Source organism: Streptomyces sp. HUAS 15-9 (assembly GCF_025642155.1).
Classification (GTDB): Bacteria; Actinomycetota; Actinomycetes; order Streptomycetales; family Streptomycetaceae; genus Streptomyces.
In genome coordinates this window covers 632,816-645,866 of record NZ_CP106798.1, presented here as the reverse complement: position 1 = coordinate 645,866, position 13,051 = coordinate 632,816, and the positions used below count along the sequence as shown (strand labels likewise).

General features: G+C 69.8%; 11 protein-coding genes and 1 pseudogene. 6 read left to right on the top strand and 6 right to left on the bottom strand.

What is annotated here, in order from left to right:
- Window positions 1-11: 11 nt before the first annotated feature.
- Window positions 12-950 carry a CorA family divalent cation transporter gene (locus N8I87_RS02870; RefSeq protein WP_263205132.1) on the bottom strand — a complete coding sequence of 313 codons (939 nt, stop codon included), beginning with the start codon at window positions 948-950 and terminating at the stop codon, window positions 12-14.
- Window positions 951-1,161: 211 nt separating this feature from the next.
- Window positions 1,162-2,640 (bottom strand): glutamate-cysteine ligase family protein, encoded by a 1,479-nt coding sequence (locus N8I87_RS02865; protein WP_263205130.1) that lies wholly within the window; start codon window positions 2,638-2,640, stop codon window positions 1,162-1,164.
- A gap of 203 nt (window positions 2,641-2,843) precedes the next feature.
- Here N8I87_RS02865 and N8I87_RS02860 point away from each other — a divergent pair, with 203 nt between their 5' ends.
- The 4 genes from N8I87_RS02860 (at window position 2,844) to N8I87_RS02845 (ending at window position 7,551) form a co-directional block, all read left to right on the top strand.
- Window positions 2,844-3,656 (top strand): maleylpyruvate isomerase family mycothiol-dependent enzyme, encoded by an 813-nt coding sequence (locus N8I87_RS02860; protein ID WP_263205129.1) that lies wholly within the window; start codon window positions 2,844-2,846, stop codon window positions 3,654-3,656.
- Between the two features lie 345 nt (window positions 3,657-4,001).
- Window positions 4,002-4,463, top strand: coding sequence for a hypothetical protein (locus N8I87_RS02855; protein ID WP_263205128.1), 462 nt, complete (start codon window positions 4,002-4,004; stop codon window positions 4,461-4,463).
- 368 nt (window positions 4,464-4,831) lie between these two features.
- Window positions 4,832-6,706, top strand: coding sequence for an ABC transporter ATP-binding protein (locus tag N8I87_RS02850; RefSeq protein ID WP_263205127.1), 1,875 nt, complete (start codon window positions 4,832-4,834; stop codon window positions 6,704-6,706).
- Entirely contained in the window at window positions 6,703-7,551 is an 849-nt protein-coding gene (locus N8I87_RS02845; RefSeq protein WP_263205126.1) for a serine/threonine-protein kinase, read from the top strand. The genes N8I87_RS02850 and N8I87_RS02845 overlap by 4 nt, the downstream gene beginning before the upstream one ends.
- A 287-nt stretch (window positions 7,552-7,838) precedes the next feature.
- On the opposite strand, the gene N8I87_RS02840 is transcribed toward N8I87_RS02845, so the two are convergent.
- Together N8I87_RS02840 and N8I87_RS02835 are read right to left on the bottom strand one after the other, a co-directional pair.
- Complete coding sequence (locus N8I87_RS02840; protein ID WP_263205125.1) at window positions 7,839-8,591, bottom strand: hypothetical protein; 753 nt, start codon at window positions 8,589-8,591, stop codon at window positions 7,839-7,841.
- Window positions 8,581-9,168: an RNA polymerase sigma factor gene (locus N8I87_RS02835; RefSeq protein ID WP_263205124.1), complete on the bottom strand. Its 588-nt coding sequence runs from the start codon at window positions 9,166-9,168 to the stop codon at window positions 8,581-8,583. Before N8I87_RS02835 ends, N8I87_RS02840 begins: the two co-directional genes overlap by 11 nt.
- A 204-nt stretch (window positions 9,169-9,372) precedes the next feature.
- Here N8I87_RS02835 and N8I87_RS02830 point away from each other — a divergent pair, with 204 nt between their 5' ends.
- Window positions 9,373-9,582 (top strand): ferredoxin, encoded by a 210-nt coding sequence (locus N8I87_RS02830; RefSeq protein WP_263205123.1) that lies wholly within the window; start codon window positions 9,373-9,375, stop codon window positions 9,580-9,582.
- Window positions 9,572-9,718 (top strand): annotated as a pseudogene (locus tag N8I87_RS44260) (FAD-dependent oxidoreductase); the annotation flags it as partial. The gene N8I87_RS02830 and the pseudogene N8I87_RS44260, both read left to right, overlap by 11 nt.
- A gap of 113 nt (window positions 9,719-9,831) precedes the next feature.
- On the opposite strand, the gene N8I87_RS02825 reads toward N8I87_RS44260, so the two are convergent.
- Both N8I87_RS02825 and N8I87_RS02820 read right to left on the bottom strand, forming a co-directional pair.
- Window positions 9,832-12,495, bottom strand: a complete 2,664-nt coding sequence (locus N8I87_RS02825) for a type 1 periplasmic-binding domain-containing protein (protein ID WP_263205122.1) — start codon at window positions 12,493-12,495, stop codon at window positions 9,832-9,834.
- Between the two features lie 305 nt (window positions 12,496-12,800).
- On the bottom strand, window positions 12,801-13,040 hold the full coding sequence (locus tag N8I87_RS02820; RefSeq protein ID WP_263205121.1) for a chaplin: 240 nt from the start codon (window positions 13,038-13,040) through the stop codon (window positions 12,801-12,803).
- Between the last annotated feature and the right edge of the window lie 11 nt (window positions 13,041-13,051).

The window sequence follows — 13,051 nt, the reverse complement described above, 5'->3', positions numbered from 1 at the left end:
AGGGGCCCGGCTCAGCGGTCTTCCGCTCCCTCGTCGTCCCGGAGCCGGCGCCAGATTCTGGTGCGGTGCAGGACGTAGAGGGCCACGAACACGACGGCGACCTGCAGACCGACAGCCAGCAGCCAGAACACGGCGGAGCTCTCCAATCCGTCGGTCATGTACATGAAGTTCATGCCGAAGTACCCGGTCAGGAAGGTCAGGGGCAGGAAGATCGTCGAGACGATGGCCAGGCGGTTGATCACGCCGTTCTGCTCGCCCGAGACCAGGGAGGAGTAGCTGGCGAAGGCGCGACGGCTGGCGTCCTGGAGGGACTCGATGTCCGCGAGAGCCAGCCTGCCCGCGTGCTGGAACTGACGGGCGAGGCGCTGACGCTCCGCCGGGAAGGTGCCGCTCAGTATGCGTCGGGTGAGGATCTCGTCCGTCACCTGGAGGTAGGGGAGCAGGGAGTGATGCAGCAGGGCGGAGTGCCGGCGCAGTTGCGACAGGCGGTAGACCTGGTCGGGACGCCGTCGCTCGAACATCTCGTCCTCGAGCTCTTCCACCAGCAGCAGGTCCGACACCGCGGCCCGGCGAAAGGTCTCCAAGGCCTCCTGGAGCAGCAGGAACAGCATGGCCACGGCATCGGAGGGCCTTTCGAACCTCAGCTGCACGGCGAGGTTGTCCAGCGGCCCGGGCGCCCCCCGGTGAACCGTGATCAGATGCCGGTCGGTCACCAGGGCATGGAAATGCGTGACCTGTATGCCCACGACGACGGGCACGACGAGGCCTGCCATGTCCCCGAGGAAGTCGGCCCGCGCACGTTCGCCGGCCCTGCCGAACCAGTGGATGTTCTCGGCCTCCAGGCCGAGTTGGTGGGCGACGGGCTGTTCGTCGGTCACCTCCCCGTCCGGCAGCTCGATGTCGACGAGCAGGAAGTCGGGCAGGGCGAGTCGCGCACGTGCCTCCGCCATGTCGGTGCGAGTGACGATCCCTTCCGGCATCGAAACCACCGATACGATCATCGCCCCTCACTGTCGTCACAGGACGTTGTCACAGGACCCGTCCGTATCAGCCTGCGCAGGCTTCGCCGCCCGCGCATGCCGACGCGGGCAGACGCCCCGACCGGTGCCGCGGACGAGTGAGGGCGCAAGCCCGTCCGAGGCTCGGTCGAGCAGCCATGGCTCAGTCGGCCGGCCATGTGTGGGCCGGGGCGTTGAGGTGCATGTAGTCGATGTACAGCTGCGTCATCCGGCGCAGCGCCTCGTGGTGGCCGCTGTGCGTGGACTCGTCGATGCGGTGGAACATCTCCTTCTGCCACACGGCTCCGTTGCGGGCGGTGACACATCGCTGCTCGATGACACCGAGGAGCGGTTCCCGCCAGGCCGCGTCCATGCCGGAGTGCTCCAGCCCCCGGTGCGCGAGCGGCAGCAGGCGCCGCAGGACGAGTTCGGGTACCGGCACCTCGCCCATGCCGGGCCAGTACAGCAGTGCCTCGATGCCGTTGCGCGCCGCCGTGTGCAGATTGTCCTCGGCGGCGGAGAAGGACATCCGTGACCACACGGGCCGGTCCTCCTCCACCAGGGCGCGGGTGAGCCCGTAGTAGAAGGCGCCGTTGGCGAGGGTGTCGGCGACGGTCGGGCCGGCGGGCAGCACCCGGTTCTCCACCCTGACGTGGGGTTTGTCATGGGAGACGGCGTAGACCGGGCGGTTCCAGCGGTAGATCGTGCCGTTGTGCAGGGTCAGTTCGGCCAGTTCCGGGATGTCGCCGCGGTCCAGCGTCTGTGTGGGGTCCTGGTCGTCGCACAGGGGCAGCAGCGCGGGGAAGTAGCGCAGGTTCTCCTCGAAGAGGTCGAAGACGCTGTTGATCCACCGCTCTCCGAACCACACCCGGGGCCGTACCCCCTGCACCTTGATCTCCTGCGGGCGGGTGTCGGTGGCCTGCTCGAACAGCGGGATACGGGTTTCGTGCCACAGCTCCTTGCCGAACAGGAACGGGGCATTGGCCGCCAGCGCGACCTGGACCCCGGCGATGGCCTGTGCCGCGTTCCAGTAGTCCGCGAACTCGTCGGGGGACACCTGGAGGTGGAACTGGGTGCTGGTGCACGCGGCCTCCGGACTGATCGTGTCCGCGTACGTCCGCAGCCGGTCGACACCGTCCACCTCGAGGAGCAGATCCTCACCCCGGGCCGCGAAGACCTGGTCGTTGATCAGGCGGTAGCGCGGGTTCTCCGACAGCGCGGCCTCGCCGATGTCCTCCTCCCGCAGGGTGGGAAGGATGCCGACCATGATCAGATGCGCGTCGACCGACCTGGCGCGCTCCTCCGCGTGATTCAGCGCGTCGCGGATCTCCGATTCCCAGGCGTCGGGACCGCCCGCCGTCAGACGGCGCGGCGGAACATTGATCTCCAGATTGAACCGGCCCAGCTCCGTGGACCAGGCGGGGTCCGCGATCGCCTCGAGCACATCGCTGTTGCGCATCGCCGGCTCTGCCCGGTCGTTGACCAGGTTCAGCTCGATCTCCAGCCCCACCTGGGGCCGCTCCGCCTCGAACCGCTCATCGCGCAGCATCTGCGCGAACGCGTCGAGGCAGTCGTGCATCTTGATCCGGTACCGGCGCCGGTCCTCGCGGGTGAAGACCATCGCCGGGACGTCGCGTCCCATCGGCCCTCCCGGGTTCCCCTCCTCGGACACCTCTCATCCCCAGCGTCGCACCACCGGGCGCCCCTGACCACGCGGGCCGGGCGCGGGGCGGGTACGGCGTGCGGGGACTGCGGGCATGGCCCCCGGACTTGCCTTCGAGCGCACTCCAGCATCCACACTGATCGCGACGGTATCCGCACTTGGGGAAGGAATGGCGGCAGCAGATGGAGACGACGAACGGGGCGGGGCACCCTCTGCCGTACGACACCTACCGCGAGGCGATCGAACAGGAGACGCTGCGCTTCGCCGACATCACCACAGGCGTGGACCCGGCGACGATCGTGCCCTCCTGCCCCGACTGGACCCTGGCCGACCTGACCCGGCACGTGGGCTCGCTCCAGCGCTGGTTCAGCCAACTGCTGACCCGACTGGTGCAGGAGCCGCCCCGCAGCCGTGAGCTGGAACTGGGGCTGCCGGAAGCCGCGCGGGAGTATCCCGACTGGGTGGCAGGGGGCGTGCCCGCCGTGGCGGCGGTGCTGCGCGACACGGACCCCCAGGCGCCGATGTGGGCCTGGGGCGAGGACCAGCACGCGCGGTTCTGGGCCCGGCGGATGCTCTTCGAAACCCTGGTGCACCGGGTCGACGCGGAGCGTGCCGTGGGCCGTGACTCCGACATCGACCCCGCGCTCGCGGCGGACGGGGTCGACGAGTTCCTGGTCAACCTGCCCTATGCCGGTCTCTTCGCCCCGGCCGTGACGAAGCTGCACGGCAGCGGCGAGACGATCGCCTTCCAGTGCTCGGACCACATGGGTGGAGCCGGTGAGGAGTGGCGCGTACGGCTGGACCCCGACGGCTTCCGACTGCTGCCGCGGACAGGTGCCGACGACGCGCCTTCCGAGGCGCAGTCGGTGGTGCGCGGGCGGGCGGCGGATCTCCTGTTGCTGCTGTACGGGCGGCGGTCGTACCAGGACGGCGCCTTCGAGCTGTCGGGAGACACCGCGCCGCTCGACGTGTGGTTCGCCCACACGGCCTTCTGACCCACGTTCCGTTCGGCCCACTTGCGGTCGAACCGCGAACTCCGGGTTCCGCGCGGCCAGTTCGGTGCGCGCCAACCGGCCGGCCTGCGCGGCGTCTTACCAGGAGATCGCCGACGTGTACGACCAACTCGTCACGGCCTAGCCCTCTTTGGCGCAGGAACACCGCATACGGGCCGACCGGCACCGTGGTACCTCCCAGGAGGCCCGCACCTGTGCCGATCCGGCGCGGGGCACGGACGGCCGACCCGCGCAAGAGGTTTGTAGCAGGGGTCGGAAGGTGCAATCCAACTGGGGCACTTTCTCGTATGGGTTCACAGGGCAAACCTCTGAACATCTGGAGTCGCGATGTACTCCACCAACGGTGCCGAAGTCGCTCTGAGGGGAGTGGGCGTGTGCTGCGCCGTCGGCAACACGGTGCTGCACACGCTCCTCGTCCCCGATCATCTTGAGGAGATGTTCTACATCGGCGTCCTGTTCGCCGCGGGCAGCGCGATCATGCTCGCCGTGGCGTTGGCGCTGGTCGTCATGAAACGTCCCCTGATCGCCTGGCTGACCGGGACACTCGTCAGCCTCGGCATGATCGTCGGCTTTGCGCTGTCGCGCACCGTCGGCCTGCCGTCCGGCTATTACGAACCCGGTTGGGAGCCCCCGTACGGCCCCTTGTCCCTGCTCGTCGAAGGGCTCTTCGCCTTCGCCTTCCTCGCCTGGTACGGCGACAGGGCCGCACACGGTGTCGCGCCCGGACTGCCCTCCAGGGCGGAGCGTGAGCCGGTTTCGGCGGGACCCGGCGCATCCAGGCGCTGGTGACACCAGTACCCGGTGTGTGCATGGGGTCTACCGAGGGCGAAATATGCGGCTTTTCTCCGCTGATGCCATCCAATTCCCGTCCTACACCGTATGTGATACGAGGGATTTTTCGACAGGAGGAACAGCATGGCGATCTTCAGCAAGCTCTTCCCGGCCAGTCACCGCGACCACGGTGACAGCAGCGGCCACGGTGACCACAGGAGGGACTCGGAATCGGGGCACGGGCACGGCGACAGGAACCGTGACCACGGGGGTCGTGGAGATCACGAGGGTGACCACTCCGATCACCACAGGTGAAAGCAGGCTGAGCGGGCCGGTGACCGGGGGAGCCGGTCCGTTCCGCCGTCGGTCTGCGACGGAGCCGTGCCATGGTGGCTGTCCCCCGGAGTGTTCTGCGGCGCCTGCTGGCGGTGGGCGGGGACGCCGATGCCGCGAGCACCGTGGTCGCGGCCGCGCCGCCGTTGCCGCCGCGTGAGGTGTTCCGGCGTTTCTGGCCCTATACCCGCGGCCGTCGGCTCTGGCTGGTGCCCCTTGTTCTCTTCAGCCTGATCGGGCCCCTCGCCGACGCCGCCGAACTCTGGCTGTTCAAGATCGTGGTGGACGATGTGCTCGTACCACGCGATCTGCGGCCCTTCATCTGGATCGCGCCCACCTATCTGGGGCTCATCGTCGCCTCCGGCGCTCTCAGGTTCGCCGACGACGTGACCTCCACCTGGGTGGGTGAGCGGTTCCTGCTGGCCGTGCGCGCCGACGTCTTCCGGCACGTCCAGGGGCTGTCGCTCGGATTCTTCGAACGGCGGCGGCTGGGGGACCTGCTCTCGCGTGTCACCGGTGACGTGGACGCCGTCGAGACATTCCTGCTCTCGGGCGTGGCGGACGGCCTGTACTACCTGGTCCGGCTGGGTGTCTTCGTCGGCCTGCTGTTCTACCTGCGCTGGGACCTGACACTCCTCGCGCTGTTCATCGTGCCGCTGTTCTGGCGCGCCGCCCGGCACTTCTCCCGGCTGATCAAGGAGGCGTCCCGGGAGCGCAGACGCCGCAGCGGTTCGCTGAGCGCGGTCGCCGAGGAGTCGCTGGGCAATGTGACCCTGGTGCAGGCGTACAACCGGCAGGACTGGGAGGAGCGCCGCTTCGAGCGGGAGAGCCTCGGCAGGTTCCACGCGACGATGGCCTCGGCGCGGATCCACGCCGTCTACGGTTCGCTCGTCGAGGTCATCGAGGTGGCCGGAGGACTCGCCGTCATGGGCCTCGGCACCTGGAAACTGGCCCAGGGCCAGCTCACCCTCGGCGGGCTGCTGGTCTTCCTCGCCCTGATCGGGAAGCTGTACAGCCCGATCCGCGGCCTGTCCCGGCTGGGCAACACCTTCTACGCCGCGTCGGCCTCGGCGGAACGGATCATCGAGCTCCTCGACCAGCGGCCGCAGGTCGTCGAGGCCGCCGACGCGCGGCGGATCGGCCGTGCGCGGGGCGACATCGAGCTCGACGGCGTGTCCTTCCGCTACCCCGGCACCGCACGCCGCGCCCTCTCGGAGGTGTCCCTGCACGTCGCTCCGGGAGAGGTCCTGGCGCTGGTCGGGGCCAGCGGAGCCGGCAAGTCCACGGTCGCCAAACTGCTGCTGCGGTTCTACGACCCCGACCGGGGCGCGGTCCGTCTCGACGGGAAGGATCTGCGCACCCTGCTCCTGTCCGACGTACGGGAGAGCGTCGCGGTGGTCCTGCAGGAGACGTTCGTCTTCCACGGCACGGTGCGGGACAACATCGCCTACGGCCGTCCCGGGGCGAGCGAGGCCGAGATCGTCGCGGCGGCGCGTGCCGCGGACGCCCATGAGTTCATCGAGCTGCTCCCGGACGGCTACGACACCGTCGTCGGCCAGCGCGGCCGGACCCTGTCGGGCGGGCAGCGCCAGCGCCTGGCGATCGCGCGCGCGATGATCAGAAACGCGCCCGTCCTGGTCCTGGACGAACCGACCACCGCCCTCGACGCACGGTCCGGCCTCAGGATCATGGACCCGCTGCGCCGCCTCATGGCCGGGCGCACGACCGTCGTCATCTCCCACGACCTGCTCACCGTCCGCGACGCCACCCGGATCGTGGTGCTCGACGGCGGACGGGTCGTCGAGTCGGGGACCCACGACGAGCTGCTCGCCCGGGACGGCACCTACGCCCGGCTGCACCGGATGAGCCCCGCGGCCGGCCGCCTCGACCGGACGGGGCCCGCCCAGCCCGGGACGGTGCTGTCATGAACAGCGCGGAGGCGGAACTCGCCCCGCCGATGGCGCCCGGCACCCGTCCGGTTCCCGGTTACCAGGTCCTGGGCCATCTGACGCGTACGAGCTGGCTGGACGTGTACGACTCCTGGAGCGAGGAGCGGGACTGCCGCTGCGTGCTCAAGACACTGCGGCCGGACCGGCGCGGCGACACGCGGTTGCACGACCGGCTGCTGCGTGAGGGCCGGTGGCTGCGCGACTTCAGCCATCCGCACCTGGTCCGGGCATACGAGACCTTCTCCCTGCCGGAGCCGCTCGTCGTCCTGGAGACACTGACCGGGGAGACGCTGGCACACATGATCCACCGGTTGCGGCGCCGGCCGTCCGCCGCGGACGTGGCGCTCCTCGGCGTGCAGCTGTGTTCCGCGGTCCACTATCTGCACGCCCAGGGCCTGCTGCATCTGGACCTCAAGCCGTCCAACGTCGTGGTGGAACGCGGGCACGCCAAGGTGTTCGACCTCAGCGTGGCCCGGCCGCCCGGCCCCGCCCCCGCCGGACTCGGCACGCGCTGCTACCGCGCACCGGAACAGGAGCACGTCGGGGAGCTGTCGACACCGGCCGACGTGTGGGGCATCGGCATCACGCTGTACGAGGTGGCCGCGGGTGACGTGACGTTCGTCCGTGCCGGAGCCGGTGAGTCAGCCGTGGAGAGGTGCGAGGTGCCGCCCATCGCGTCACGGCGACGTCTGCCCCGCGCTCTCGCCGCGGCGATCGACGGCTGTCTGCGGGCGGACCCGTCGGCCCGGCTCACGCTCCCCGAACTGGCCGGGGCCCTCGGCGCGACACCCCCTGGCGAGGGTCCCCGCACCGCCCGAGCCTGACGGCATGCCACGGTGCCCCGACGGGGGGCCGTCCCCCGCGCAACGCCGCCGGGTCACCGACCGCCTGGTCGTTCGGGCCGGCCTGGCTCAGGGGGCATCGAGATCACGCTGTACGAGGTGGCCGCGGGTGACGTGACGTTCGTCCGTGCCGGAGCCGGTGAGTCCGCCGAGGAGAGGTGCGAGGTGCCGCCCATCGCGTCACGGCGACGTCTGCCCCGCGCTCTCGCCGCGGCGATCGACGGCTGTCTGCGGGCGGACCGGCAGCCGGCTCACGCTCCCCGAACCCCCTACTCGTTCGGGCCGGCCTGGCTCAGGGGTGCCCTCGCGAGCACGGTGCCGTCCGGCGTGGTCACCCGGGCGCCGGAGAGTGCCGAAGGGTCGACGGGTGCGGGGGCGCCCCAGGAGCCGCTGCCGTCGCGAATGGAGAAGGCGCCGACGGGAACCGTGCTGCCGTCCTTGCGCTCCAGGAAGCAGACGACCTTGCCGTCGTAGCTGGTGCCGGCATGCGGCAGGTCCAGGGTCATATAGACCCAGCCCTTGGGATCGGCATGGGCATAGACCTCGCCGACCATCTTCCCCTTGGCGCCGACCGAGGTCAGATCGCCGGACAGCATGTCCGCGACCGGCTCGGCGGAGGTGGCGGGGCCGGCCACGACGTTCTCGATGGCCGAGCCGACCGCCCAGCCGCTGAACCCGATCGCGACGACAGCCGCGGCCGTGGCGGAGACGAGGCGCATCCGTGCCCGTCCAGGCCGGCCCTTGCGCGGCACCGGGGCCTCCCGGGCGTGCCCCTCATGCACCGGCGTCACCTGCGTCAGGGACTGCGCCACCCGCGTCTCGAACCCGACCGGCGGTTCGCTTCCCGGCAGCAGCCCGATGAGCCCGTCGCCCACGAGGGTCAGCTGCTCGATGTACTCCCGACAGTCCGCGCACGCGTCCAGATGGGCGACGGCCCCGGCCCGCTCACGGCCGGGCAGCACGCCCAGTGCCAGCTCGGGACCGACTTCCCGAAGCTTCTCGCAGGTCACATCACTTGACATGGTCGCCTCGTTTCGGAGACGCGAGCGTGGACCGCAGCTTGCCCATCGCCGTCCTGATGCGCGTCTTGGCGGTGCCCAGCGGGATCTTCTCCGAGTCGGCGATCTGCTGGGCGGTCATGCCGTAGATGCCCGCCATCACCAGGGCACGGCCCTGTTCGGGCGGCAGCTCCGCCACGGCTTCCCGCAGCCGTGAGGACGCCTCGTCGGCCAGCGCGTGCTGCTCCGGCGTATCGCTGACAACGCCGAGGATCGACTCGAGATCCTCCGGCGCCACCGGCTCCGGCTGCCGCGAGCGGACGGCGTCGATGGCGAGGTTGTGGGCGATCGCCGTGAGCCAGGTCCGTACCGAGCCGCGCCGTGCGTCGTATATCTGCGCGTGGCGCCAGGCGCGCTCGAACGTCTGCTGGGCGATGTCCTCGGCGAGCTGCGGATCCCCGGTGACGGCGATGGCCACACCGAAGACCGTGTGCTGGAACCTCCGGACGAAGGTGACGGCGAGCTCCGGATCTCCGGTGGCCAGCCCGGACAGCAGAGCCTCATCCGGGAGGCGGCCCACGGGGAACCGAAATCTCGACATACCCGTATATACGGTTCGCCCCCGCCGGGAGATTGCTCCGCCGTTGCGGAAACGGAAGGCCATATTCCGATTCTCTCTCCGTCTTCCCTCCGCCGGGATCGCAGCTCGCCAGGGGCGGTGGCCGAAGTGACAGAGGGGGCGCCTGGTGCGACACCGGCATAGAAAAAGGGAAGGGGGCCGGTACGACTCAGGGAGTTGCCAGCCATGCAGATCGTTGTGGACCTCACGCGCTGCCAGGGCTGTGCGCAGTGCGTCTTCCTCGCACCGGACGTGTTCGCGCTGCATGGCGAAGAAGGGCTGCTGTACGCCCCGGCCGTCCCGGACGACCAGACCGAGCGCGTGCGCCAGGCGGCGGCCGCCTGCCCGGTCCAGGCCATCCTCGCCGGCGAGGAGGTGACCGCCGGTGGCCGGTGATCTGCGGGACGGCCGCATCGTCGTCGTCGGTGCGTCGCTGGCCGGGCTGAGGGCCGCCGAAACGCTGCGCGAGGAAGGCTTCACCGGCTCACTGACCGTGGTGGGGGACGAGCCCCATCCGCCCTGTCCCCCACCTGAGCACGGCCCGCCTGGTCCAGGACCCGCCGCCCTGTCGCCAGAACGCCATGCTGCGCGGGCCCCGCCATCTGCCGGTCCAGTTCTGACCGGGGACGGCGCTGGTGTGCGGGGTCAGTCGTGGTCCCGGAGGCAGGGGAAGGTCCGGCCTTCGGTGCCCCACCGGGCGGGATTGCGGCGGTCGGGCAGGAGTCCGCAGCTGAGCAGTGTGTCGGTGGTGCCGTCCGGCTGCCGGATCTCGCGGATGAACACCGCCTTGTCGGGGGGATATTTGTTGCGCCCGTCCAGTTGGAGAACTCCGGACGCGCCCGGGTACTGGGACACACCGTGGGCGGTCAGCCAGAGATAGATGTCATTGGGTTCGATGTCGGAGTCTGGGGACGTGGGCAGTACGTTCTCGATGACCTGGGTGACGATTCCCACGGTGTCGTATCCGCCCGCCGCATCGGCGTCGGCACCACGGTCACCGAAGACCTTGGCGAAGTGCCGGGCGAACTGGGCGTAGGGGTCCCGGGAATCCCGCGTGGGCGCGTTCGCCGTCTCGTAGAAGATCGTCATGTACGGGTACGCCTGCGCCGTCTTCCGCGGGTCGTTCTGGAAGTCGATGGGGGCGCTCTCCGCGATCAGCGGGATCGTGCCCTGCGCGGGCTGGCACTGTCCGCCCGCGCTCTGCATGGCGTTCAGGAGGCTCGGCAGCACTCCGGAACGGCCGAGGTAGACGACGATGCCCTGGGTCGCCGTGACCTTGTTGCACACGTCGGTCGCGATGGTGGCCGGTGTAGTGGCGCCGGGCTTTTCGCTGTAGGTGACTTCGTCGACCGTGCCGTACGGCCGGTAGGCATCGACGAACAGGTTCTTCAGGTCCGTGCTGAAGTACGTGTCGGTCGGGTCGTACACGACCACGGCGTGCGGTGTGCCGGCGGTGAAGGACCGGACCGCGGGGGAGTGACGGATGAAGTCGGCCAGGATCGGTGCGACCCGTGTGTTCGGCGCGGAGATCTGGAAGTAGCGCTGCGGAGAATCGGGGCCGACCATGGCGCTGCCGGTCACCAGGTTGGCGATGACGGGGATTCCCGCCTGGTCGAGCTCGCGAGCCGCGCCGAGGGACTCGGGTCGGCTCTGCGTGAGCCCGACGACGGCGGCGATGTGGTCCCGCTTCTCACGCTCGATGATCATCCTGCTGACGTCCGGGGCGTTCGGCGCCGACGTGTCGTGCGATCCGTAGCGGAAGTACTGGCCGGTGTTGGCGATCAGCAGGCGGATCGGCATCTTGTTCTGCCGGTCCTCGCTGTTCAGCTTGTGCTGCTGGGCGATCGCCCCGCGCAGGATCTGCAGCCCGATGGGCGGGTCGTCGTAGACCCCGTCCTGGAGGCTCAGCGGTGCCAGGAAGACCAGGGTGCGATACGGCCCTTCGGCGATCTGCGCGTTCTGTTCGGCGACCTGCCGCTCCAGCTCCCTGAGCTCCCTCCCACGCTCGCCCTGGACCGCCAGATCGCACTCGCTCCCGTCGGTGACGCCGACGCGCTCACCGGTCGCGACCGTCACGCACGAGGGCGGCGCGGACGGTGACGGGGACGGTGGTGGCCAGATGTAGGGCGGGGCGATGACGAAGAGGGCGATCAGCCCGGCCAGGAACGGCACCGTGCTCGGGCGGAGCCAGTCGAGGCCGCTGTCCTTGCGGGCGTTGACACCGGGATGGGTCTTCAGCCCGTTCTCCGCCGAGCGTTCCGCGTCGTCGTCCTCGGCGGGCAGCGTGACGAGGCGTACCGGCTCGGCGCTGCCCTCGTTGAGGCAGGTGAAGATCTTGTCCGCGATGCCGTTCGGCCGGGTCAGGTCGGCACCGAGGGGTACGGCGTAGTCCGGTGGCGCCCCCGCGCTCGCGGCCAGAACGAACAGCGGCGAGGAGGCCTCGTCGCGAGCGAGTTCTTCGAACGTGCCGAGAAGCGCGCGCCCTGGTCCGTTCACATCGTCGATCTCGGGAATCAGGACCACGAAGGCCCACCGGCGGCGGGCCCAGCGATGGCTCAGGGGAGTCCGGCGCCGGGTGGCCCTGCGCAGATCGCTGAGCAGGGCGCGCAGCAGGATCCGGCGTACGCGCGGGTCCTCCCGGTCCAGCTCGCTCTCCCGGCAGAACGCGAGGGCGGCGTCCAGAAAGCACGAGGCGTGGAGTTCGTCGGCGACCCAGCGCAGGCCCCAGTGTCGTAGCCGGAACCGGTAGAAGGCCTTGGGAATGCCGACGACCAGTGCCGCCACCAGTCCTTGGATCCAGCCGGTCAGGAAATGCTGTCCGAGGAATCCCGCGATCTTCGAGCCGAAACCCAGCACCCGGCGCCGCTCGAGCAGTGCGGCATGCAGCCCGTCGAGAATGGGTTTCTGCCGGGCCCGTACATCTCCCGTGCCACGCTCCAGATCCAGTACGGCCCGGCAGGTATGGAAAGCCGACAGCTTCAGGTTCCCCGAGGGCATGGTCAGTTCGCACCGCAGTGCCACCCGGTCCACCGCCTCGATGAACCCGCCGCTCGACTCGGCGTCGTCCACCACGGCGTGCGGCACCTGGAAAAGGGAGTTGCCCCGGCCTCGCGTCAGCCGGTGCTCATACTCCCGGACCAGATGGGCCGTTGCCCGGACGTCGCCGCCGTCCTGTCTGACCAGCACCAGAGCCGGTACGTTCGCCGCCCTGGACCGTCGGGCCACGAAGGTGTCGATCTGCCGTATCAGGCGGTCCGACCATTTGGGATGGATGGGCGTCGTCCCGGAGTCGGGCACAGCATTGCGCACGCGTGGCCTCCATGGGGAGAGGAAAGGAAGGCCAACATGCCATGGAGGGCGGGCGTGAAATCACGCTATTTCCTTCAATGAATTCCAATGAACGCTTCGGATCGCTCCCGGATCGGACGACGGCGACGCCGTGACTCAGGAAGCCGCTTGCCCCTGGCCGAAAATGCCAGCCACCCCGGTTCGGCGACTGCGGACTGCGGTGACTCCGGCGGACGAACGAGGCCCCGAACCCGTCGCGGGTCCGGGGCCTCGGTGCCGACCTGCGGCCTCCCGCGCCGGTCCGGCGGGAGGTCTGTTCGGCCGTGCTAGCCGTTGGTGCAGGTATTGGCGGAAGTCGGGTTCATGAACGCGAGGATGTCGAGGGTGTTGCCGCACAGGTTGACCGGGATGTCGATGGGAATCTGGATCACGTTCCCGGAGAGAACGCCCGGGCTGTCGCTGGCGGCGCCGACGGGACCGGGGTCGGCGGCGAAGGCGGCCGTGGTGCCCGTGAGAGCGAGGGCGCCCGTGAGGACGGCGGTCACGGCGGCGGTGCGGATGCGCATGTGGTCTCCCT